Here is a 20,641-nt window from a genome sequence, read left to right as displayed (position 1 = left end):
CGCGTGCCGCTTCCCGGGATCGTCTTCGGTTCGCTGTGTCTGCTGCTCGTGCTGGCGGCCGTGGTCGTCGTCGTCCGCTCGGTGCGACGCCAGCGAGCGGGCGCCTCGCGCATCGAGGAGCGGGGCTGGCGGCGGCTGCCGGACGGGGCCGACGTCATGGGCGGGTGGGGCGGCTGGCCCTTCGTGGTCGCGTCGCAGCCGGGCAAGGTCAACGACATCGTCGTCGGCGAGGTCGACGGCGTGGAGTTCATGAGCCTGCGGTGGAGCCAGACCGAGTCGGGTCGTGGCGAGCCGGGAGGAGACATCGAGCGCTACAACATGGTCGCGCTGCGCTGCGCGACGGCGCTGCCGCACCTCTCGGTCGTCCGCGGCGACCACAAGGTGGGCCGCGGGGCGTCGGCCGACGGGCTCGCCGACGTCGAGGTGGGCGACCGTCGCTTCGACGCGCGCTGGCAGCTGCTGGGCGACGCCGACCTCGCGCGCAGCCTGCTCACGCCGGAGGTGCGCGCGGAGCTGGACCGCATCGACGTCGGTGCCTGGGTCCTCCAGCCGGGGTGGCTGGTGCGCGTGACGAAGTGGCGCTTCTGGGCCGGCGACGACGGCATGCTGGAGGAGCTCGAGCGGGCGGCCGCACCGTGGCGCGCCGTCCCCGCCGAGGTCTGGCGCAGGTACGGCGCCGTGCCGCGGCTGCCCGACCAGCCCGGCCGCGGCCACGGGCGGGGGTGGGACCGGTGAGCGCCCCCACGCCTCGCGTCGCGCTGGCGACGGCGGGCGAGGTGCCCGACCTCGACGACGAGGGACGGCTGCTGCTCGCAGCGCTGCGGGAGCGCGGCGTCGACGCGCACCCGGCCGTCTGGGACGACGAGGCGGAGGACTGGGCGGCGTACGACCTGGTGGTGGTGCGCTCGACCTGGGACTACGCCGAGCGGGTGGCGGAGTTCCTCGACTGGGCGGCGCGCGTCGCCTCGCTGACGCGGCTGCAGAACTCCCTGGCCCACCTGCGCTGGACCACCGACAAGCACTACCTCGACGAGCTCGCGGCCGCGGGAGTCCCCGTGGTGCCGTCGCTCTTCCTCGCGCCCGACGACGCGCCCGACCACCGCTGGCTCGAGGTCGAGCACGTCGTGAAGCCGGCCGTCTCGGCCGGGTCCCGCTCGACGATCCGGCTGGGCGACGACGACGCCCAGCGCTCGCTCGCCCACGTGCGCTCGCTGCAGGCGCAGGGCCGCAGCGTGCTGGTGCAGCCCTACCTGCCGGAGGTCGACACCGCGGGCGAGACCGCGGTGGTGCTGCTAGGCGGCGAGGTGTCGCACGCCATCCGCAAGGGGCCGCTGCTGCAGCGGGGCGCCGGACCGGTCGACGGGCTCTTCGCCGAGGAGGAGATCAGCGCTCGCGAGCCCTCCGCCGAGGAGCTGCGGGTGGCCGCCCGGGCGATGGAGGTCGTCGCCGGCCTCGGCCCCACGGCGTACGCCCGCGTCGACCTGCTGCCCACCCCCGACGGCCCGCTCGTGCTCGAGGTCGAGCTCGCCGAGCCCTCGCTCTTCCTCGACACCGCTCCCGGATCCGCCGATCGGCTCGCCGACGTGGTGGTGGCGCGGCTGGCCTGACGGCTCTTCGCACGAGGAGCCGGCCGGGTGGGGCGCCTCTCGCGCGAAAAGCGCGACCCACCGACCAGGCAGCGCGCACCCCGCAGCCGGCTGTCGTCCGCGCGGCCTAGGGTGACGTCGTGCCGTTCCAGGGTGTGTACGCCGAGTGCGGGCTCTTCGTCTGCCTGGAGGGCGGCGAGGGGGCCGGCAAGTCGACCCAGGCGAGGCTGCTCGCCCGCCGCCTGGAGGCCGAGGGGCACGAGGTGCTGCTGACCCGCGAGCCCGGCGACACGCTGGTCGGGGCGCGCGTGCGCGAGCTGCTGCTCGACCCCGCGACCGGCGCGATGGCCGACCGCACCGAGGCGTTGCTCTACGCCGCCGACAAGGCCGAGCACGTCGAGCGCGTGGTGCTCCCGGCCCTCGAGCGTGGCGCCGTGGTGGTGACCGACCGCTACGTCGACTCGACCCTGGCCTACCAGGGTGCCGGGCGCACGCTCGATCGCGACGAGCTCGCCTGGGTCGCCCGGTGGGCGACGGGCGACCTGCGCCCGCACCTGACCGTCCTGCTCGACCTCGACCCGGTGCGCGGCATGGGCCGCTTCGAGGGGCGTGACCGCATCGAGAGCGAGGGCGCCGACTTCCACCTGCGGGTCCGCCAGGAGTTCCTGCGCCTCGCCGCGGCCGACCCGCAGCGCTACCTCGTCGTCGACGCCACCGCCGCCCCCGACGCGGTCGGCGAGCAGGTCTGGTCCCGGGTCGCGGCGCTGCTCCCCGAGCGTGCGCGATGACCGCGGCGGTTTGGGACGGGCTGGTGGGGCAGGCCCCGGTCGTCGAGCGGCTGCAGCGCGCGGTGGCGGGCGACATGACCCATGCCTGGCTCTTCACCGGGCCGCCGGGCTCGGGCCGCTCCAACGCCGCGCTCGCCTTCGCCGCGGCGCTGCAGTGCCCCGACGGCGGCTGCGGTCACTGCGACTCCTGCCACCAGGTCGAGGTGGGCTCGCACCCCGACGTGGGCGTCACCCGCACCGAGAAGCTCTCCATCGGCGTCGACGAGGTCCGCGAGCTGGTCCGCACCTCCGCGCTGGCGCCGGCCGGACGCCGCTGGCAGGTGATGGTCGTCGAGGACGCCGACCGGCTCACCGACCAGGCGGCCAACGCGCTGCTCAAGGCGATCGAGGAGCCCACCGAGCGCACCGTGTGGCTGCTGTGCGCCCCGACGGCCGAGGACGTGCTGCCCACGATCCGCTCGCGCACCCGGCCCGTCGTGCTGGCCACCCCGTCGACCGAGGCGGTCGCCGCCTTCCTGACCAGTCGCGACGGCGTCGCGCCCGAGGCCGCGTCGTACGCCGCCCGCGCCAGCCAGGGCCACATCGGCCGCGCGCGGGCGCTCGCCCGCGACGAGGACACCCGCCGGCGCCGGGTCGAGGTGGTCGGCATCCCGGCGCGGCTGACCAGCCTCGGCGCCTGCATGACGGCCGCGGCCGACCTGCACGCCCTGGCCCAGGAGGAGGCGACGGCGCAGACCTCTGAGCACGACGCCCGGGAGAAGTCCGAGCTCGACCGGGCCTACGGGGTCGTGGAGCGCGGTCGTCGACCGCGGGAGTACGCCCCGGCCCTGCGCGAGATGGAGAAGTCGCAGAAGACCCGGGCCAAGCGTCGGATCCTCGACGTCGTCGACCGGGGACTGATGGACCTCGTCTCGGTCTACCGCGACGTGCTGATGGTGCAGCTCGGCACCAGCGCCGAGCTGGTCAACGCCGAGCTGCGCGGCGACGTCGACCGGATCGCGGGCGCGACCACCGCGGAGCAGACGCTGCGGCGCATCGAGGCGGTCTTCGAGGCGCGCGAGCAGATGCTGGAGTTCAACGTCCCGCCGCTGCTGGCGCTGGAGTCGCTGATGGTCGCGCTGTGCCAGTGGTGAGGCGCGGTCGCTGACGACCTCGCGCCTGTGGAGGCCGCGGGCCGGCCTCCCGGCCGCTCTCTAGGGTGTGGGCATGGCGACGCCCGGACCCCCCTCCCCGCTGCCGCCGCAGCGCCGCAACAGCCGCGTCGTGGTCGCGGTCGTGCTCACCGTCGTCGTGGGGCTGGTCCTCGTCGCCGCCGGTGGCCTGGTCACCTGGCGGCTCGTCGCCGACGACGAGAGCGGTGGGTCCGGCCCCTCGGCGCGGGAGCTGCCCCCGCCGCCGGCGCCCACCGGTGAGCTGCCGGCCACGCCGGCCGAGCTGGCGCGCTACTACGACCAGGAGCTCGACTGGCGCGACTGCGGCCGCAACGAGTGCGCCGAGCTCGCCGTGCCGCTCGACTACGCCGAGCCCGACGGCGAGACCATCGAGGTCGCGGTGCTGCGGGTCCCGGCCCGCGACCGCGCCAACCGGGTGGGCCAGCTGGTGGTCAACCCCGGTGGCCCCGGCGGCTCGGGCATCCAGCTCGCCCAGGCCGGCTCGCTGGCGGTCGGCACCGCGGTCGCGCGCCGCTACGACATCGTCGGCTTCGACCCACGGGGGGTGGCGGCCAGCACCCCGCTGGAGTGCGGCACCACCGAGGAGACCGACGCGTTCCTCGCCACCGATCCCGACCCCGACACCCCCGCGGAGGTGCGCGAGCTCGACGAGATCGCGCGGGCCTACGGCGAGTCCTGCATCGAGCGGAGCGGCGACCTCGCCTCCCACGTCTCGACCGTCGAGGTCGCCAAGGACATGGACGTGCTGCGCGCCGCGCTGGGCGAGCCCGAGCTCGACTACCTGGGCTACTCCTACGGCACGACGCTGGGGGCGACGTACGCCGACCTCTTCCCCGACCACGTCGGCCGGATGGTGCTCGACGGCGCCGTGGCGCAGAACATCTCCGACGAGCAGCGCACGCTCGACCAGGCCCGGGGCTTCCAGACCGCGCTCGACGCCTACATCGAGGACTGCCTCGCGCAGGGCGACTGCGTGCTCGGCGACAGCCTCGCCGAGGCCCAGCAGACCATCGCCGACCTGCTCGACCGGCTCGACGCCGAGCCGCTGCCGACCGGCTCCGACCGCGAGCTGACGGAGGGCCTCGGGGTCTACGGCATCTTCATGCCGCTCTACGTCAAGGAGTACTGGCCGCTGCTCACCGACGCCCTCACCAAGGCGCTCGACGGTGACGGCAGCGCGCTGCTCGACCTCTCCGAGCAGTACGCCCAGCGCGGCGACGACGGCTACCGCACCAACCAGACCGAGGCGCTCTACGCCGTCAACTGCCTCGACGCGACCTCCTCGCTCCCGCTCGAGGACGTGCCCTCGCGCTTCGCCGAGTTCGAGGACGCCTCGCCGGTCTTCGGTCGCCTCTTCGCCTACGGTCTCGCAGGCTGCGGCTCCTGGCCGCTCTTCGAGCCGCGGGAGAAGGACGACGTGCGCGCCGAGCGCGCCGCCCCGATCGTCGTGGTCGGCACCACCCGCGACCCGGCGACGCCGTACGTCTGGGCCCAGCAGCTGGCCCAGGAGCTGGAGTCCGGCGTGCTCGTCTCGCGTGACGGCGACGGCCACACCGGCTTCAACCAGGGCAACGAGTGCGTCGACCAGGCCGTGGTCGGCTACCTCGTCGACGGCACCGTCCCCCGTGACGGCCTGGAGTGCTGAGCGGGCTCAGGCCCGGCTGAGCAGGTCGCCGGCGAGCGCGTCCAGGCCGCGCTCCCTCGCCGCCTCGGCAGGAGTCTGCGCCTCGAGCGGCGAGACCAGACCCGGGTCGGCGCCGTGGTCGAGCAGCAGCAGGGCGACGTCCTGGTGGCCGGCCAGGATGCTCGCGACCAGCGCCGTCGACTGCACCTCCGGGTGCACGTGGTCGGGGTCGACCCCCTGCTCGAGGTGGTGCCGCACCAGCTCGAGGTCGCCGCGGCAGGCCGCGCCGAACATGTCCTTCCAGTCACCCGCCGACATCGTCGCCTCGCACGGCGGCAGTCTGGCAGGGACGCCTCGCACCGGTTGGTGCCACCGGCCGCCGCCCACCTATACTCGTCCGGCGTGCCCGGCTCCCGGCCGGGCATTGCGCCGCCTTAGCTCAGTCGGTAGAGCGTCTCACTCGTAATGAGAAGGTCGTCGGTTCGATTCCGACAGGCGGCTCACGCCGAGAAGCGCCCCTCACCAGCACTAATGCCGGTGAGGGGCGCTTTCGTTGTGTCGGGCTGATGTGGTCGGTGTAGCCATGTGTGTAGCCAAGTCGCTCAGGACTCGTCGCGAGAGGGCGCACGCTGCGCCTTCCGGCGGGCGCGCAGCCGCCGAAGCCGGCTCACGGTCTGAGGGGCGTACGCCGCGGCGGCCGGGTGGTCGAGCAGTGCGTTGAGGATCTGGTGGTAGCGCGGGGCGCTGAGCCCGAGCTCCTCGCGGATGGTCGCCTCTTTGGCGCCGACGTGCTTCCACATCGGCCGCTGAGCCTCGAAGTCGAGGATGGTGCGCTGCTGCTCGGTCAGGTCCTGGTGATCGGGCACGGCTGGACAACGCGCTGACGAGTGTCGAGGTCACGGCGTACCCTCGCCGCATGCCGCGCCGCATGCCGCGCCGCATCGGAGATGACTTCAGCAAGCGTCCCTGGGACCGAAGCGAGGCCGCGCCGGCGACGCCTCCGGTGAGCGGTCCGCCCCCGCCGCAGTGGTACCCGGACCCGGAGCAGCCCGGCACGTTGCGCTACTGGGATGGCCAACGCTGGACGGATCAGCGGGCGCCGATGCCCCACCAGGCTCCTCCGGCCGACTACAACAACCTCGAGTCCATCGGTTACGTCACCGCGATCCTGCTGCCGATCATCGGCTTCATCATCGGGTGCGTGCTCGTGGGCAAGTCGAACGCCGCCGGGACCATCATCGGCCTGTCCATCGTCGCAGCTGCTGGCTGGTTCTTCCTCTTCAACTGGGTTTAGGCCCGGCGGCCGTAGGACCGGTCGACGGTGTCCTCGCGGACGAGGGCCGGGGCTGAACCAGTCGGTGTGGGTGCCGGTCGCGGGACCGCGGCGCCACCGGCAGCGGTACCACCAGCCGTCCTCGCGCTGCTCGCGCATGGTGGCCTCGCCCTGCACCCAGGTGTCGTCGTCGAGCAGCACCTCGACGTCGGGCTCCTGGCCACGGGGGTACGCCTGCGCAGTCACCGCTCCAGTGTGGGGGCACCCCGAAGCCTTCGGCGCTCAGGGCTATCTGGCAGACCTGCTCCATCGACGCACGGAGCGGACGAGGTCCATGCCTGGCGATACGTCGAGCGTGCAGCGAATGCGCAGGAGGACGCGCTGGGTGTCGGCGTCGTGGATAGTGACATCGAACTCGGCGGGGGCATCGATGTGGTCGATGTAGTCCACGGGGATCCCTTGCCTAGGGTTGCCTTCGCTGTCGATGATCATGGCGCCGCGTGGCACGCCGCGGTAGAGCACCAGGCGCGCGATCTCCCCAGCCTCTAGGCGTCTCAGGGCGTCCTTGCCGGGCTGCTGGCTGGGGTGCTGGTCGCCGAAGAGCAGTCCGGTCTTGGAGAACGACTTCGAGACACCCGGGATGTGCATCTTGGAGTAGAGGGTCACGTAGTGGCGCTCGGCCGCGACCCCGTAGAACCGCTCGTACATGAGGATTCGGCCGCGCCACTCGATAGTCGGGATACGGATGCCGACCCGACCGGGGGTGTTGGTGACTTCGACTTCGACGAGGTCTCCAGCGCGGGCGTAGGCCCCCTCGCCGCCGCAGAGGCGCAGCGACGGCCTGGCCGCGAAGGACTGGCCCGCGACGCCTAGAACGACGCCAACCAGCAAGAAGATGAGCTCGGACCACCACACCCTGGTGATCCAACCACGGCGGTTCGCTGACCCCGAGGCGTACAAGAACGCCCCCGCCACCAGCCCTGTGGGGCGGTGACGGGGGCGAGTCGACGGCCTAGACTCGGAGAGTGACCGAGGCCGGGAGCGACGCCGCGACGGCTGTGGTCTTCGCCCTCTTGGCGGTGTCGTTCGCGATCTCAGGAGCGTGGTTCGGGCAGCTGGCCTTCGGGCTGATGGCGGTCTACTACGTCAGTAAGCCGGTGGCACGCTCCCGTGCTCGGCTACGTAGCGCAGGACGTGCTCAACAGCGTCTCTGACGTGTTCTGCGTTGTCCGCGACGGCGCTGAAGTCAGTCGCCATCATGCTGGCCAAGAACGCGATGGTGGCCCATGCGAGTTTGCGCCGATTCTTGGCCTTGTCCTTCGTCGCGGATCGATTGAGGCCCTCTTCTACGGCCGTTGTGATACCCGTGGCGAGTCCAGGGCTGACGGCAGCCACCGCTGCGACGGGGTCGCGTGTGCGGTCCTGCGCGGCGCGCCGTAGGCCCTCGCGGATCTGCTCAACCAGTTCCCAGGTCCACTTTGGGCCGGCGATCAGTGTGAAGTCGTCGGGGGCTTCGCCGCCGAAATCGTAGGTGCCGTCGGCGACTTGGTGTTCCGGGGCCCCGCAACGGGGGCATCCGCTTCCGCCCACCCCCATGACGTTCGTGAAGGTGATGTTCTGGCTCTCACGAGCGCTGATCACACCTTGCGTAGGCACGTAACCGTGTCCGCAGCGACTACAGACGACGGGTGGGTTGGCGCTCATCCGCGCACGCTAGGCGCGCACGGCGGTCAGCGCTAGGCCCAGCCGGTGCCGTCTCGGGTGAGGATCTCGATGGTGTCGGGTGCGGCCTCGGCGGCCGGGACGGTGATCTGCTCGGTGTCGGTGAGCCCGTTGGACGGGTGGGTCACGGTCACGGTGTAGACCCGGTTTCCCGTCGTGGCGCGGGGGATGGCCCACAGTCCGGCCTCGATGGGCACCGGGGTGCCAGTAGAGCCGGAGTCCTGGGTGATCGAGAAGGTCCGCCCGGAGGGAGTCGAGCTGCGGAAGTCGACGAGCATCGCCTGGGCCAGCGTGCCGGCCGCGGCCGGCGGGTCGGGGGCGACGTACGGGCCGAGCCAGTCGGTGTCGGACCAGCCGAGGTTGTCCAGCGCGATGGCCGAGGTGGTGTTGGTGCCGTTGGCGACGCCGTACTGCATGGAGGTGACGGCGTCGACCTGCCCGGTCCACGAGGACTGCGAGAGCAGGGTGCCGGCGAGGTCGTAGAGCCGGGCCTCGATGGTGCCGGAGGAGCCGGCGACGATACGTGCCTCGAGGCGGTACCAGGTGTCGCGGGCCAGGGTCCCGGAGGCGACGCCGGTGGGTCCGAGCTCGAAGCGGGTGGTGTTGCGGGTCGCGATGCCGACGCGCTCGGTGGAGACGATCTGGCGCAGGTCCCACCCGAGGCTGGTTGAGCCGGGAGTGCCGTTGATGACCATGCGCTTGTTGTGGGTGGTGGACCCGGTGTCGGTCTTGAAGTAGATCCGGACGTACTGGGTGGCGCCGGAGACGGTCCAGGCGACCGCGGAGAGCATGGCGCTGGCGATCGCGGCGCTGAGGCCGCGGCCGCTGGCCAGTGCCGCGGAGGACTGGGCGACGACGGTGCCGGTGACGGTGTCGAAGGCGTCGCCGGACGCGCCGCCGGAGTTGGCCGGGGTGATGGCGGCGCCGGAGGTGAGGCCCTCGAAGGTGTTCTGCTTGGTCGTCACGCGATGACCTCCCGTGCGCGGAGCAGCCCGTGGGCGGCGTTGTGGTCGGCCAGGTCTCGGCCGAGTCGGACGGTGCGTGCGGCCCACGACGAGGAGGGGTCGATCAGCGGAGAACAGGAGCAGCCGGACACGCCATGACGGGGGAGTGACTCGGGACCGCCTGCACCTGCTCTACCAACACTGCGCCGACCTCGCGCTCGACGTCGAGTGGGCGCCGCTCGGCGAGCACCGTCGAGGCTTCTATCGGCACCCGCGTCTCATCGTGATCAACGACCGGCTCACCCGCGCCCAGGCGACCGCCACGCTCGCCCACGAGCTCGGCCACGAGCGCTTCGGTGACACCTGCTCGACGCCGGCCGCCGAGCGACGGGCGTGGGAGTACGGCGCGGCGTTGATCGTGACCCCCGAGGAGTACGCGGACGCCGAAGCGCTGGTGGGCCACCACCCGGCCGCGCTCGCCCTGCACCTGGAGGTGACGCCGCGCCTCATCGAGGCGTGGCGAAGGTGGTGGTGGACGCGCGGGCGCCTAGTCAGCCCGCGTAGCGACGTCTCGCACTCCTAGCGCGGCGTTCGTCCGGGTGAGCGCCTCGAGCGAGCGCTCCAGGCGTACGTGCTGGTACCCGTGGGTGGTGATGATCGAGGAGTGGCCCATGAGCTCGGTGACGGTGCGCTCGTCGACGCCGCCCTCGAGCAGCCGCGTGGCGAAGGCGTGGCGGGCCTCGTAGATTCGCCAGTAGCGCCCCGAGGGGTGGCCCACCTCGGCGGTGCCCTGCAGGGCCTTCCACTCCTCGAGGTCCTGCTTCTCGTTGAAGGGTCGCCCGGTCGTCGTCGGCCAGACCAGGTCGTGCGGCGAGGCCGGCGCTACCTCGCGCCACTGCAGCAGCGCCGCCTCGACGGCCGGGAGCATCGGCACGACGCGCAGCCCGCGCTTCGTCTTCGGCGGCGTCAGGTGCCAGGCGTCGACCAGGTGCCGCACCCGCATGCCGTCGGGCACGACGAACCCGCGGCGCTTGTCGGCCCGGTCGACGTAGGGGAGAGCCTGCAGCTGCCACTCGATGGTGATGGTCTTGGCGACGAAGTCGAGCGCGGACCAGGTCAGGCCGAGCACCTCGGCGGGCCGCTGCCCGTAGAGCACCTGGACGAGCCAGCGCGACCAGTGCGGCAGGTGGTCGCCGGCGACGCGGAGCACCGCCTCCAGCTGGTCCTCGGGCATGGCGTCGAGGTCGTTGACGGCCGTCCTGGGCGCCTCGACGAGCAGCACGCGGGCAGGCACCTGGTGGCCGTCGAGCATCGCGGCCTTGAGCATCGACGTCAGGGTCATGTGGGTGCGGCGGGCGGTCGAGCTCGACAGCCCCGCGGAGCGCTGGGCAGCCGCGACGGCGCGCACGTCGGCGGGCGTGAGCTGCTCGAGCCGGCGCCGGCCGATCGTCGGAGCGATCCAGCGCTTCACGGCCGAGGCGTCGGTGGCCCAGGGCTTCGCGCGCACGGCGCTCTTGCGGGCCGCGAGCCACGCCGTGGCGTACTTCTCCACGGTCATGGTTGCGCGGGCGGTGGGCACGCCCTCGCGGTCGATCTGGCGCTGACGGTCCCGCAGCTTCTTCTTCACCTCGGCCTCGCTCATGGCCGAGACCGTGACGCGCTTGCGCGAGCCGCCCCCGACGCTCTGCACGCTCAGCGCGCCGATCCAACGGCCGTCGCCCCGCTGGTACACGCTCCCGCTGCCGTAATCCCGCCGTGCCACGTCGTCTCCCACTCACGCAATGTAGCCATGTTTGTAGCCAACTAGATCCCTCTGGCTCGGCTTCGATCGTACTGAAACCGCAGGTCAGAGGGCCAATCGGCGTACCATGAGCGTAACCGAGTCTCTCTCGTAATGAGAAGGTCGTCGGTTCGATTCCGACAGGCGGCTCCACCACTGAGATCAGCTCGGCTGGCTTTCCCGACGAACGGGACTATGGTGGCCGCATGAAGGCGCGGCCGACACCAGCACCCTCGGGTCTCACCGAGCGCTGCCACGCGCCCTCGCACGTGCCGACCGGGGCCGCGCTGCTGGCGATCACGCTCAGCGAGGAGGCCCGCGGCATCACGGGTCTCGACGTCCTCCGCCGCAGCGTCGACCGCGCCCCGCCCTCGCAGTCCTGATCCTTCGCCCTTCGAGGCGACGTCGTGACGGCGTCGCCCCCGTGGCGCGTCCCGCTGCCCCCACTCGGGAGCCAGCGGTGACGCGGCGTACCCCTAGGACTGACCATGACCACCCACATCTCTTCTGCCCTCCCGGGTCGCGCTGACCCTGCGGCGAGGCAGCCGCAGCACGCGCCAGGCACCCAGCACCGGTCGCCAGGACTGAGCGCGGCATCCGCGGCCGTCGACGCCCGGCTCCGCGAGCTGGCGGCCGACCGAGAGGATCAGCTCGCGTCGCTGCCGGCAGCCGACCTCGACGTCGTCGCGGCAGCGCACCGCGCCAGCATCGAGCGCATCCTCGTCGAGGTCAGCGAGGCGCGTGCGCGTCTGCGCCACGGCACCTACGGCCTGTGCGTCGACTGTCACGGCACCATCCCGCGCCCGCGGCTGGAGCTGCGGCCCTACGCGGCGCGATGCGCCACGTGCGCCTCCCAGCGCTAGCGCCACGACCCACACCACGAGCGAGGTACACCTGATGTCTCAACACGTCGCCGTCGTCGGCGCCGGCATGGTCGGCCTGTCCACGGCCTGGTTCCTCCAGGAGCAAGGAGCCAGCGTCACCGTCTACGAGCGCGACCACGTCGCAGCCGGATCGTCGTGGGGCAACGCCGGATGGCTCACGCCCGCGCTGACGGCGCCACTGCCGGAGCCAGCAGTGCTCACCTACGGGATCCGGGCCGTCCTGAGCCCGTCCTCGCCCGTGTACGTGCCGCTGCGCGCGGACCCGTCGTTGCTGCGCTTCCTGGCCGGCTTCGCGCGTCACAGCACCGCCCGGAAGTGGGGGCTGGGGATGCGCTCGTACGTCCCAGTCAACCGGCTCGCCCTCGAGGCGTTCGAGCAGCTCGTCGACACCGATGTCGCCGCGCCGACGCGATCGGCGGACCCCTTCCTGGCGTGCTTCCGCGGCTCCGACGAGCACGCGGCCCTGGTGGAGGAGCTGGAGCACATCAGGGCCGCCGGCCAGGACGTGAAGTACGACGTGCTGACCGCGGACGAGGCCCGGGCTGCGGAGCCGGCGCTGTCCACCCAGGTGAGGTCGGCGGTCCGGCTCCACGGCCAGCGCTACCTCAACCCTCCAGCCTTCATGGAGGCGCTCGCCAGGGCAGTGCGATCACGTGGGGGCGAGATCATCGAGGGCACCGCCGTCGACGACGTCCTCCACAGAGGTGGCGAGGTCCGGCTCGTGACGCGCGCCAGCACGCCAGCGTCGTCCACCCTGGGTCAGGCGGGGATCAGCAGCACGTTCGACGCCGTCGTGATCGCGAACGGCGCGTGGCTCTCGGCCCTGGTGCGAAAGTTCGGAGTTCGACGACTGGTCCAAGCAGGTCGCGGATACTCGTTCAGCGTCCCTGCCGAGCGCGTGCCTGCGGGCCCGGTGTACTTCCCGACCCAACGTGTCGCGTGCACCCCGCTGGACACCCCTGAGGGGGCCAGGTTGCGCATCGCGGGGATGATGGAGTTCCGCGCTCCGGACGCGGCTCTCGATCGGCGACGGATCAGGGCGATCGTGGAGGCGGCGCGGCCGTTGCTCCACGGCGTCGACCTGGACCGTCGGACGGACGAATGGGTCGGTTCACGCCCCTGCACCGCCGACGGGCTCCCTCTTGTCGGCGCGACCACGGCACCCGGTGTCTTCGTCGCCGGCGGGCACGGCATGTGGGGCATCGCGTTGGGTCCGCTGACCGGGAAGCTCCTCGCACACCGCATCGCCACCGGCACCACGCCCGCCGAGCTCGTCCCCTTCGACCCGCTCCGGTGAGCGGACGACGTGCTGCCGCCCATGGAGGACGGCGGGGCGTCCGCCCCGGGCGGCTGCTCGAGGCTGTCTGCGAGGCGCGGACGAGGCTCGGCTACGTTGGCAGATCCGCCACCGCGACCGACAGTGGTGCTGCGCCCACACGACTGGAGAACTCATGAACCTCAGCCACGCGCCCCTCCGCCTCGCCACCGGGGCCTACATCCTCAACAGCGGCCTGAGCAAGCGCGGGCTGCCCGCCGAGGCTGCCGCGGGCATGCAGGGCATGGCGGCCAACGGCATCCCCGCGGTCACCAAGCTCAGCCCCGAGACGTTCGGTCGCGCCCTGAGCGCGGGCGAGATCGCCCTGGGTGCGGCGCTGCTCGCGCCCGTCGTCCCCTCCGCCGTCGCCGGCGCCGCCCTCACCGCCTTCGGCGGCGGACTCGTGCAGATGTACCTCAACACCCCCGGCATGACCCAGGAGGGCTCGCGCGTGCGACCCAGCGAGCAGGGCATCGGCATCGCCAAGGACGTCTGGCTGGTCGGCGCCGGCCTGACGCTCCTCGCCTCGGCCTGGTCGTCGCGCAGGTCCCGCGGCTGAGCCGGGTCAGTCGTCGACGGCGCTGCGTCGGTCGAGCAGCACCGCGGCGGTGTTGAGCCCGGCCCAGCCGAGGGTGACGGCGAGCACCTTGGTGCGGATCTCGGGGTCGCTGATCCTGCGCGAGAGCAGGGCGGCGTCGCCGAGGTCCATCGCGATGCGCAGCAGCATCGCCGCGCGCACGGCGCGCTCGGAGCGGCTGAGCACGCCGACGGCGCTGATGGCCAGGTCGCGCACGCCGAAGCTCTGCGCGAGCAGCTCCAGGCCGTCACGGTCGGAGCGGTCGGCCTCGAGGGCCTGCCACAGGTGCTCGGGGCGGACCAGGGCGTAGACGCCGTAGGTCGCGGTGGCGGTGGACAGCAGTCGGCTCCAGCGTTGGCTCATGGTGCCGACGTACCCGCGCCCGGCCGCGGCAGTCGCGCTCTCGGCCCGGCGGCCGGTGGTGCCTTCAGCGCAGCAGGTCCGCGAAGGGGGCGAGGGCGACGAGGCCGGCGGCCGCGGCGCGGAGGTCGGGGTCCTCGGTGACCAGGGCGTCGGCCTGCAGCCGGGCCACGGCGAGGTGCTCGGCGTCGCCGATCTCGTCGCGTCCGAGCTCTCGGGCGATCCGCCACGCCGTCGCACGGGACACGCGGTCACCGAGCAGTCGAACCTTCACCCCGGTCACGCCCTCGAGCAGGGCCTTCGCCTGCGCCTCCGTACGCCGTCCGGCCACGACGTCGCGATAGAGCAGTGCCATGGCGTCGCTGCGCAGCGACCCGCGCGCCACCAGTGCGTGCCCGGGTCCCAAGGGACCGCCGGACTCGACGAGCCGGATCAGCGTGCCCGCGTCGATGGCGAAGCGCGTCACGGCGTGGCCTCGGACGCGGGGGCTGGTGCGGGGGCCATGGTCCGAGGCTAGGCCCTGAGGCGCTCTGCTCGACCCCGGCAGGTCGCCCCGACGCCTCGGTGGGGTACGACGTGAGCGTGGAGACGGTGAGGGTCGACGACGCGGTGCTGCGCCGACCGAAGACGCTCGGTGCGGGCGCGACGGTCGGTGACGTGCGCGCCCTGCTCGGCGACCACGTGCACGCGGCGCTGCTGGTCGACGGGTCACGCCTCGTCGGCGTGGTGGTGCGCGAGGACCTCGGCGAGGGTCCCGGCGCCGCGCCCGACGGGGAGCCGGCGCTGCCGCTGGCACGGCTCGAGGGCCGCACCGTCCGCTCCGGTACGCCGCTGGGTGACGCGCAGCGGCTGCTCGGGGTCTCGGGGCTGCGGCGCCTGGCCGTGGTCGACGACGCGGGGGTCCTGGTCGGGCTGCTGTGCCGCAAGCGCCGGGGCGACGGCTGGTGCACCGACGCAGGCGTCGAGGCGCGTCGTCGCGAGCGCGCGGGCCGGTCTGCCTAGGAGGTCCCGGGCTGGTCGCGGCCGACGTGGGTCACGTGCACGGTGCCGTCGTCGACCTGCCAGCGCTGGTCGAGCCTGACCGTGTCGAGGAGGCGGCGGTCGTGGGTGACCAGCACCAGGGCACCGTCGTAGGACTCCAGGGCCTGCTCGAGCTGCTCGATCGCGGGGAGGTCGAGGTGGTTGGTCGGCTCGTCGAGGACGAGCAGGTTGACCCCCCGCGCCTGGAGCAGGGCCATCGCGGCGCGGGTGCGCTCTCCGGGGGAGAGGGCTCCGACCTCGCTCGTGACCTGGTCGGCCTTGAGACCGAACTTCGCCAGCAGCGTGCGGACGTCGGCCGGTGGGGTCTCCGGCATGGCCAGCTCGACGGCCGTGCCGAGCGGGAGGTGGTCGGGCAGGCCCGTGCGGGACTGGTCGATCTCGCCGACGGCGACCGACGCCCCCAGCCCGGCGCGCCCGGCGGTCGGCTCGAGCCGGCCGAGCAGCAGTCGCAGCAGCGTGGTCTTGCCGGTGCCGTTGGCCCCGGTCACGCCGATCCGGTCACCCGCGCTGACCTGGACCGAGACGGGGCCGAGGCGGAAGGTGCCGAGCTCGGCGGTGGCGGCGTCGAGGGTCGCGACGACGGAGCTGGAGCGGGGGGCGGCGCCGATCGAGAACTGCAGCACCCACTCCTTGCGCGGCTCCTCCACCTCCTCGAGCCGCGCGAGGCGCGACTCCATCTGGCGCACCTTCTGCGCCTGCTTCTCCGAGGACTCCTGGCTGGCCCGGCGCCGGATCTTGTCGTTGTCGGGGGACTTGCGCATCGCGTTGCGCACGCCCTGCGAGCTCCACTCCCGCTGCACCCGGGCGCGCCGCACCAGGTCGGCCCGGGTGCCGGCGTACTCCTCGTAGCGCTCGCGTGCGTGGCGGCGGGCGACGGCCCGCTCCTCGAGGTAGGCGTCGTAGCCACCGTCGTGGACGGCGACCTGGCTCTGCGCCAGGTCGAGCTCGACCACGCGGGTCACCACGCGGGAGAGGAACTCGCGGTCGTGGGAGACCAGCACCACGCCCGCGCGCAGCCCGCGCACGAAGGACTCCAGCCGCTCGAGCCCCGCGAGGTCGAGGTCGTTGGTGGGCTCGTCGAGGAGCACCAGGTCGAAACGGCTCAGCAGCAGTGCCGCGAGCGCGGTGCGCGCCGCCTGGCCCCCCGACAGCGAGGTCATCAGGGCCTGGGGGCCGACATCGAGACCAAGGTCGGCCAGCACCGGGGGCAGCCGCTCGTCGAGGTCCGGGGCGCCGCTGGCGAGCCAGTGGTCGAGCGCGTCGCCGTACGCCGCCTCCGAGGCCGGGTCGCCCTCGCCCAGCGCCGCGGCCAGACGCTCCATCTCCTCGGTCGCCGCGGCCGCGCCGGTGCGCCGTGCGACGTACGCCGCGACCGTCTCGCCCGGGACCCGCTCGTGCTCCTGCGGCAGCCAGCCGACGAAGGCGTCGGACGGCGCGGTCGTGACGGTGCCCCCGAGCGGGACGAGGTCGCCGGCCAGCAGCCGGAGCAGGGTGGTCTTGCCCGCGCCGTTGGCCCCCACCACCCCGACCACGTCGCCGGGGGCGACGGTCAGGTCGAGACCCTCGAAGAGCGTGCGGTGGGCGTGACCCCCGGCGAGGTCCTTGGCCACCAGGTGCGCGCTCACCCGGTGAGCGTACGGAGGCGACTGCGGAGTCGGTCGAGGCGTCGGCCCGCAGCCCGACGACACGCTCGAGCCAGGGTCCTGTCGTGAGGACGCCGTCGAGGTGCGTGGGGTGGGCGCAGTCGACCATGCAGCCGGCGGGCGCGCCGTCGACGTCGAGGCCGGTCTGCACCACGTGAGGTGGCCGTGGGTGCCGCGAGCAGGCCCCTTCCCCGCAGGCCGCGGGGCCGCGATGATCGGAGCGTGCCGCAGCGCTGGCAGGCACGGCCCGGGAGGGGCGATGGCGGGTGAGGGAGCCGGTGGGCCCGAGGGCCTGACCGTGGCCGAGCGTGAGGTGCTCGACCACGCCTGGCGGTGGTTCGCGCTCCACTCCGGCCAGCGGATGCAGCTCCTCGGCTTCTACCTCGTCGCGCTGAGCCTGGTCCTCGCGGCGTACGGCACGGCGCTGCAGCGGGGGGCCGGGGTGCTGGCGGCGGTGCTGGCCGCCGCGGGCGCGGTCGTCTCGCTCGCCTTCGCCCTCGTCGACCTGCGCACCCGCCAGCTGGTCAAAGCGGCCGAGCTGCCGATGGCCCGGCTCGAGGAGCGGCTCGCCGAGCGCAGCGGCGTGGCCGGGATCCGGCTGCTCGAGACGGTCGAGCGCGCGACCTGGGGCGCCAGCTACCGCCGCGTCATCCTGGGATTGATGCTGTCGGTCGGGCTGCTGATGGCGGGGGGAGCCGTCTACGCGCTCGTCGTCGCCACCTGAGCCGTGGGCCGTCGGCCGCGCCGTACCTGCGCCGCCCCGAGCAGCGTGAGGAGCAGGCCCGCGGCCAGGAGCGCCGCCGACGGGCCGCCGGTGTCGGGCAGTGCGGTGGTGGCCGCGGTCGTGGTGGCTGTGGCCGCGGTGCCGACGGGGGTCTCCACGGCGCCGGCGACGACGACGGCGGGGGCAGCCTCGCCAGCCCCTGCGGCGTCCCCTTCCCCGGCACCGGGCGCGCCCGGGCCGTCGCCCTCGGTCGGCGGCGGCGCGGTGTCGGCTCCCGACGGCGCGGCCGCCCGCAGGGTCGGCAGCGTGAGGCTCTGCAGCGGGAGCGGGTCACCGGTCTGGGTGTCGCCGGTGGTCTCGATGCTCACGGCGGCGGGGGCGTTGTTGCCGCGGTAGTTCGGGGACGCGCCGGCCACGAGCAGCCGCACCCGGTGACCCTTCTCGAAGCGGTGCACGAAGGCGGGCATCGTCACGGTGGCGGGTCGGGTGACGTCGGGGAGCCGCACCGGGGCCGCGAGGTTGCGCACCACCGACGCGGAGCCGTCGGGGGCGACGTCGACGACCTTGAGGTAGAGCACCAGCCTGCCGGCGTCCTGGCCCTGCGTCGCGGTCACGGAGGGCGCCTCCACCTGCAGGCGCACCTGCGGCGACCCGACCACGTCGACGGGCGCGGTCAGCGGGTCGGTGTCGTAGCGCGCGAAGGTGCCGGGTGCCTCCCGGACGGGCTCGACCGCCTCGGGCTGCTCGAAGGCCGACCCGATCACGTCGAGGTCCTCGCCGTTGGACGCGGGACCGGCCGGCACCGTGAAGCGCTCGGAGCCGGCCCTGACGTCCGCGCGGTCGGTCACGAGCGCGCCGCCGGTCAGCGGCGCCCGTGGCGAGCTCGAGAGGTGGTAGGTCGAGGTGGTGCCGACCGGGTAGGAGGCGGCGCCCTGGTAGGCGGGCGTGGCGTTGCCCGCGTAGTCGACCCAGTCGCGGAAGTAGGAGAACTCCGGTCCGGTCGAGACCTCGGTGCGGCCCTTGAGGTGGTGCTCGAACCAGTCGTGGATCCGCTTCGTCACGTGCTGCGTGGCGGGGTCCGGCGCGTCGAAGTCGATCTCGCCCTCGGCCGGCGCCCCGGAGTGGCCGTACTCCGTCCAGCTCATCTTCACCGGCGTGCCCTGCGCCTTCAGCGCCTGGTAGGTCGCGACGGCCTCGTTGAGGTTGAAGAGCGTGTCGGCCTGACCCTGCAGGATCAGCGTGGGCACCCGCACGCGGTCCTGGTAGCTCGCCACCGACGCCCGCCGCAGCTGGGCCACGCTGGCGGGGTCGAGGGTGCCCGTCGTGGCGCCGAGCACGAGCGCGGGGCACACGAAGGAGGCGAAGTTGGGGCAGGCCGAGCTGATCGGGTCGGGCCGCTGGTTGGCGACGTCGCCGGTCAGGCCGAGCGCGGAGAAGCCGAGGGCCCAGTTGGTCTTCACCGAGCCGGATGTCCGCGTGCTGACCCCCTCCTGCTCCTGTCCCGGGAGCGCCAGCTGGTCGGTGTTGTTGGGTGCCAGCGAGTAGCTGAGGTCGTTCCAGGTGATCAGCGGGACGATGGTGTCCAGCTTCGCCGTGACCGACGCGGCGGCGTACTGCACCTGGCCGCCGTAGGAGCCCCCGACCATGCCGACGCGCGGGTCGCCGGGCTCGTCGAGCAGGACCGTGTCGAGCGTCGGGGCCGCACGGGTGTGGTCGGCGTCCTCGAAGGCGATGCCGCCCTCGCCGCCGAGGAAGTCGATCAGCCGGGCCGCGGCCTGACCGTCGTACGCCGGGTCGTCGAGGGTGATCTCGCAGCCCGACCCGCCGAAGCCGAGGCCGGAGTAGCTGAGCACGACGTAGCCGTCGGAGGCGAAGAGGCGGGCGAGCCCGGCCTGGTCGTCCTTGCTGCCGCCGAAGCCGTTGGTGGTGAGCACCGCGGGCACCCGCTCCTGCGCCGACGCCGTGTCCGGCTCGTAGAGGTCGCCGACGACGTCGCAGGTCTGCCGGTCGTCCTCGGGTCCCACCTCGACCTGGAAGTACACGGTGGTCACGGAGTAGGCCGTGCCGGCCCCCGCCGCGGGTCCGGCCGGCGCCGCGGCGAGCCCGGCGGTCGCGGCGAGCGTGGTGGCCAGGGCGAGGGCGGTGGTGCGGCGCACGGTGGGTTCCCTTCAGAGACGACCTCCGGACCAACGAGGGTTCCCGCCCCCAGGTCACGTATGGGGTCACGTCTGGGGTCACGTCCGGGGTCACGTCCGGGGAGCCGGCGGCCGGGTACTGCCCCACCCATGCGCCTCTTCTTCACCGGTGGCAGCGGCAAGGCGGGCCGGCACGTCGCGCCCTACCTCGCCGCCCAGGGCCACCAGGTCACCAACGCCGACCTCGTCCCCCTCGACCACCCCGACGTCACCGACCTGCGGGTCGACCTGACCGCCGCCGGCGAGGTCTTCTCCGCCCTCGCCGGCCTCGCCACGATGGACGAGCTCGAGCTCGACCGGCAGCCGTCGTACGACGCGGTCGTGCACTTCGCCGCCGTGCCGGCGATCCTCAGGACCCCCGACGTCACGACGTACGCCACCAACGTGCTCTCGACCTTCCACGTGCTCGAGGCGGCGACCCGGCTCGGCATCCGCAAGGTGGTCTTCGCCTCCTCCGAGACGACCTACGGCGTCTGCTTCGCCCAGGGGGAGCGCCGGCCGCTCTACGTGCCCGTCGACGAGGAGCACCCCACCGTCCCGGAGGACGCCTACGCGACCTCGAAGGTCGCCAACGAGGTGACCGCCCGGTCGGTGCAGCAGCGCACGGGCGCCGACGTCTACGGCCTGCGCATCAACAACGTCATCGAGCCCCACGAGTACGCCGAGATGTTCCCGCCCTTTCTCGAGGACGCGTCGCTGCGGCGCCGCAACATCTTCGCCTACATCGACGTGCGCGACCTCGGCCAGATGGTGCAGCGGTGCCTGGAGACCGACGGGCTGGGCTACGAGGTCTTCAACGTCGCCAACGCCGACATGTCGGTGGCCGCGACGACCGACGAGGTGCTCGCCCGCTTCTACGACGGCGTCGAGCAGCGCCGCGAGATGGGCCGCGACGAGACCTTCTACGCCATCGACAAGGCCCGCGAGCTGGTCGGCTTCGCCCCCGAGCACTCCTGGCGCGACGTGCTCGACGACCCCGGTCGCCAGCCGGGTCGCTGAGCCGGACACCGGAC

At 73.2% G+C, this 20,641-nt stretch carries 24 protein-coding genes and 2 tRNA genes; 16 read left to right on the top strand and 10 right to left on the bottom strand.

From position 1 onward, the window contains the following. Positions 1-3: 3 nt before the first annotated feature. From IG63_RS0105030 to IG63_RS0105010, 5 genes are all read left to right on the top strand, one after another. The gene (locus tag IG63_RS0105030; protein ID WP_030483287.1) at positions 4-735 is read left to right on the top strand and encodes a hypothetical protein; all 732 of its coding nucleotides are present in this window, start codon (positions 4-6) and stop codon (positions 733-735) included. Next, entirely contained in the window at positions 732-1,607 is an 876-nt protein-coding gene (locus IG63_RS0105025) for an ATP-grasp domain-containing protein (protein WP_030483286.1), read from the top strand. Before IG63_RS0105030 ends, IG63_RS0105025 begins: the two co-directional genes overlap by 4 nt. A gap of 119 nt (positions 1,608-1,726) precedes the next feature. Beyond that, the gene (tmk, locus tag IG63_RS0105020; protein ID WP_030483285.1) at positions 1,727-2,374 is read left to right on the top strand and encodes a dTMP kinase; all 648 of its coding nucleotides are present in this window, start codon (positions 1,727-1,729) and stop codon (positions 2,372-2,374) included. Next, on the top strand, positions 2,371-3,507 hold the full coding sequence (locus IG63_RS0105015) for a DNA polymerase III subunit delta' (protein WP_030483284.1): 1,137 nt from the start codon (positions 2,371-2,373) through the stop codon (positions 3,505-3,507). Before tmk ends, IG63_RS0105015 begins: the two co-directional genes overlap by 4 nt. A gap of 73 nt (positions 3,508-3,580) precedes the next feature. After that, positions 3,581-5,191 carry an alpha/beta hydrolase gene (locus IG63_RS0105010; RefSeq protein ID WP_051706257.1) on the top strand — a complete coding sequence of 537 codons (1,611 nt, stop codon included), beginning with the start codon at positions 3,581-3,583 and terminating at the stop codon, positions 5,189-5,191. A gap of 6 nt (positions 5,192-5,197) precedes the next feature. Here IG63_RS0105010 and IG63_RS0105005 read toward each other — a convergent pair whose 3' ends face one another. Next, entirely contained in the window at positions 5,198-5,488 is a 291-nt protein-coding gene (locus IG63_RS0105005) for an ankyrin repeat domain-containing protein (RefSeq protein WP_157210031.1), read from the bottom strand. 110 nt (positions 5,489-5,598) lie between these two features. On the opposite strand from IG63_RS0105005, the gene IG63_RS0105000 reads away from it, so the two are divergent. Further along, positions 5,599-5,671, top strand: a tRNA-Thr gene (locus IG63_RS0105000). A gap of 101 nt (positions 5,672-5,772) precedes the next feature. Here IG63_RS0105000 and IG63_RS0104995 read toward each other — a convergent pair. Then, positions 5,773-6,036: a DUF3263 domain-containing protein gene (locus IG63_RS0104995; RefSeq protein WP_036194410.1), complete on the bottom strand. Its 264-nt coding sequence runs from the start codon at positions 6,034-6,036 to the stop codon at positions 5,773-5,775. A gap of 50 nt (positions 6,037-6,086) precedes the next feature. Here IG63_RS0104995 and IG63_RS22015 point away from each other — a divergent pair, with 50 nt between their 5' ends. Further along, positions 6,087-6,464 carry a DUF2510 domain-containing protein gene (locus tag IG63_RS22015; protein ID WP_211249192.1) on the top strand — a complete coding sequence of 126 codons (378 nt, stop codon included), beginning with the start codon at positions 6,087-6,089 and terminating at the stop codon, positions 6,462-6,464. Between the two features lie 267 nt (positions 6,465-6,731). Here IG63_RS22015 and IG63_RS0104985 read toward each other — a convergent pair whose 3' ends face one another. The 3 genes from IG63_RS0104985 to IG63_RS0104975 all read right to left on the bottom strand — a co-directional run bounded on the left by IG63_RS0104985 (position 6,732) and on the right by IG63_RS0104975 (position 9,130). Further along, positions 6,732-7,358, bottom strand: a complete 627-nt coding sequence (locus IG63_RS0104985) for a hypothetical protein (protein ID WP_157210030.1) — start codon at positions 7,356-7,358, stop codon at positions 6,732-6,734. 231 nt (positions 7,359-7,589) lie between these two features. Next, complete coding sequence (locus IG63_RS0104980) at positions 7,590-8,147, bottom strand: hypothetical protein (RefSeq protein ID WP_157210029.1); 558 nt, start codon at positions 8,145-8,147, stop codon at positions 7,590-7,592. Positions 8,148-8,179: 32 nt separating this feature from the next. Continuing rightward, on the bottom strand, positions 8,180-9,130 hold the full coding sequence (locus IG63_RS0104975; RefSeq protein ID WP_030483277.1) for a hypothetical protein: 951 nt from the start codon (positions 9,128-9,130) through the stop codon (positions 8,180-8,182). Between the two features lie 145 nt (positions 9,131-9,275). Here IG63_RS0104975 and IG63_RS21335 point away from each other — a divergent pair, with 145 nt between their 5' ends. Further along, positions 9,276-9,692 (top strand): ImmA/IrrE family metallo-endopeptidase, encoded by a 417-nt coding sequence (locus IG63_RS21335; RefSeq protein ID WP_051706158.1) that lies wholly within the window; start codon positions 9,276-9,278, stop codon positions 9,690-9,692. Here IG63_RS21335 and IG63_RS0104960 read toward each other — a convergent pair. Then, the gene (locus IG63_RS0104960; RefSeq protein ID WP_157210027.1) at positions 9,657-10,883 is read right to left on the bottom strand and encodes a tyrosine-type recombinase/integrase; all 1,227 of its coding nucleotides are present in this window, start codon (positions 10,881-10,883) and stop codon (positions 9,657-9,659) included. The genes IG63_RS21335 and IG63_RS0104960 overlap by 36 nt on opposite strands. A gap of 79 nt (positions 10,884-10,962) precedes the next feature. Between IG63_RS0104960 and IG63_RS22550 the strand changes: the two genes are divergently transcribed. From IG63_RS22550 to IG63_RS0104940, 5 genes are all read left to right on the top strand, one after another. Beyond that, a tRNA-Thr gene (locus tag IG63_RS22550) sits at positions 10,963-11,042 on the top strand. A gap of 53 nt (positions 11,043-11,095) precedes the next feature. Further along, entirely contained in the window at positions 11,096-11,272 is a 177-nt protein-coding gene (locus tag IG63_RS22545; RefSeq protein WP_157210026.1) for a hypothetical protein, read from the top strand. A 105-nt stretch (positions 11,273-11,377) separates the two neighbouring features. Further along, positions 11,378-11,752, top strand: coding sequence for a TraR/DksA family transcriptional regulator (locus IG63_RS20435; protein WP_051706157.1), 375 nt, complete (start codon positions 11,378-11,380; stop codon positions 11,750-11,752). 34 nt (positions 11,753-11,786) lie between these two features. After that, a complete protein-coding gene (locus IG63_RS0104945) occupies positions 11,787-13,070 on the top strand; it encodes an NAD(P)/FAD-dependent oxidoreductase (protein ID WP_030483273.1) in 1,284 nt (427 codons plus the stop codon). A 154-nt stretch (positions 13,071-13,224) separates the two neighbouring features. Then, complete coding sequence (locus tag IG63_RS0104940) at positions 13,225-13,647, top strand: hypothetical protein (RefSeq protein ID WP_030483272.1); 423 nt, start codon at positions 13,225-13,227, stop codon at positions 13,645-13,647. Between the two features lie 6 nt (positions 13,648-13,653). Here IG63_RS0104940 and IG63_RS20430 read toward each other — a convergent pair whose 3' ends face one another. Together IG63_RS20430 and IG63_RS0104930 are read right to left on the bottom strand one after the other, a co-directional pair. Then, positions 13,654-14,028, bottom strand: coding sequence for a hypothetical protein (locus IG63_RS20430; protein WP_036194408.1), 375 nt, complete (start codon positions 14,026-14,028; stop codon positions 13,654-13,656). A 64-nt stretch (positions 14,029-14,092) separates the two neighbouring features. Continuing rightward, positions 14,093-14,491 carry a hypothetical protein gene (locus IG63_RS0104930; RefSeq protein WP_030483270.1) on the bottom strand — a complete coding sequence of 133 codons (399 nt, stop codon included), beginning with the start codon at positions 14,489-14,491 and terminating at the stop codon, positions 14,093-14,095. Positions 14,492-14,607: 116 nt separating this feature from the next. Between IG63_RS0104930 and IG63_RS0104925 the strand changes: the two genes are divergently transcribed. Continuing rightward, entirely contained in the window at positions 14,608-15,027 is a 420-nt protein-coding gene (locus tag IG63_RS0104925; protein ID WP_169741758.1) for a CBS domain-containing protein, read from the top strand. Here IG63_RS0104925 and IG63_RS0104920 read toward each other — a convergent pair. Beyond that, positions 15,024-16,691 (bottom strand): ABC-F family ATP-binding cassette domain-containing protein, encoded by a 1,668-nt coding sequence (locus tag IG63_RS0104920; protein ID WP_051706156.1) that lies wholly within the window; start codon positions 16,689-16,691, stop codon positions 15,024-15,026. The genes IG63_RS0104925 and IG63_RS0104920 overlap by 4 nt on opposite strands. A 316-nt stretch (positions 16,692-17,007) precedes the next feature. On the opposite strand from IG63_RS0104920, the gene IG63_RS0104915 reads away from it, so the two are divergent. Then, positions 17,008-17,433 (top strand): RipA family octameric membrane protein, encoded by a 426-nt coding sequence (locus tag IG63_RS0104915; protein ID WP_157210024.1) that lies wholly within the window; start codon positions 17,008-17,010, stop codon positions 17,431-17,433. Here the strand turns inward: IG63_RS0104915 and IG63_RS0104910 are convergent. Then, the gene (locus tag IG63_RS0104910; RefSeq protein ID WP_084596619.1) at positions 17,409-19,589 is read right to left on the bottom strand and encodes a CocE/NonD family hydrolase; all 2,181 of its coding nucleotides are present in this window, start codon (positions 19,587-19,589) and stop codon (positions 17,409-17,411) included. The genes IG63_RS0104915 and IG63_RS0104910 overlap by 25 nt on opposite strands. A gap of 129 nt (positions 19,590-19,718) precedes the next feature. Here IG63_RS0104910 and IG63_RS0104905 point away from each other — a divergent pair, with 129 nt between their 5' ends. Beyond that, complete coding sequence (locus IG63_RS0104905; RefSeq protein ID WP_030483265.1) at positions 19,719-20,627, top strand: NAD-dependent epimerase/dehydratase family protein; 909 nt, start codon at positions 19,719-19,721, stop codon at positions 20,625-20,627. Positions 20,628-20,641: the final 14 nt, after the last annotated feature.

It is taken from the genome of Nocardioides aequoreus, assembly GCF_000720335.1.
In the GTDB taxonomy this organism is placed as follows: Bacteria; Actinomycetota; Actinomycetes; order Propionibacteriales; family Nocardioidaceae; genus Marmoricola; species Marmoricola aequoreus.
Note: the sequence above shows the minus strand (reverse complement) of the source record. Positions and strands in the feature narration are given on the sequence as shown.

Excerpts from the sequence above, each read along its gene's own strand:
- IG63_RS0104980 (WP_157210029.1), bottom strand. The coding sequence starts at position 8,147 with ATGAGCGCCAACCCACCCGTCGTCTGTAGTCGCTGCGGACACGGTTAC.
- IG63_RS20435 (WP_051706157.1), top strand. The coding sequence starts at position 11,378 with ATGACCACCCACATCTCTTCTGCCCTCCCGGGTCGCGCTGACCCTGCG.
- IG63_RS0104945 (WP_030483273.1), top strand. The coding sequence starts at position 11,787 with ATGTCTCAACACGTCGCCGTCGTCGGCGCCGGCATGGTCGGCCTGTCC.
- IG63_RS0105010 (WP_051706257.1), top strand. The coding sequence starts at position 3,581 with ATGGCGACGCCCGGACCCCCCTCCCCGCTGCCGCCGCAGCGCCGCAAC.
- IG63_RS0104940 (WP_030483272.1), top strand. The coding sequence starts at position 13,225 with ATGAACCTCAGCCACGCGCCCCTCCGCCTCGCCACCGGGGCCTACATC.
- IG63_RS22545 (WP_157210026.1), top strand. The coding sequence starts at position 11,096 with ATGAAGGCGCGGCCGACACCAGCACCCTCGGGTCTCACCGAGCGCTGC.
- IG63_RS0105015 (WP_030483284.1), top strand. The coding sequence starts at position 2,371 with ATGACCGCGGCGGTTTGGGACGGGCTGGTGGGGCAGGCCCCGGTCGTC.
- IG63_RS0104905 (WP_030483265.1), top strand. The coding sequence starts at position 19,719 with ATGCGCCTCTTCTTCACCGGTGGCAGCGGCAAGGCGGGCCGGCACGTC.
- IG63_RS22015 (WP_211249192.1), top strand. The coding sequence starts at position 6,087 with ATGCCGCGCCGCATGCCGCGCCGCATCGGAGATGACTTCAGCAAGCGT.
- IG63_RS0105005 (WP_157210031.1), bottom strand. The coding sequence starts at position 5,488 with ATGTCGGCGGGTGACTGGAAGGACATGTTCGGCGCGGCCTGCCGCGGC.
- IG63_RS20430 (WP_036194408.1), bottom strand. The coding sequence starts at position 14,028 with ATGAGCCAACGCTGGAGCCGACTGCTGTCCACCGCCACCGCGACCTAC.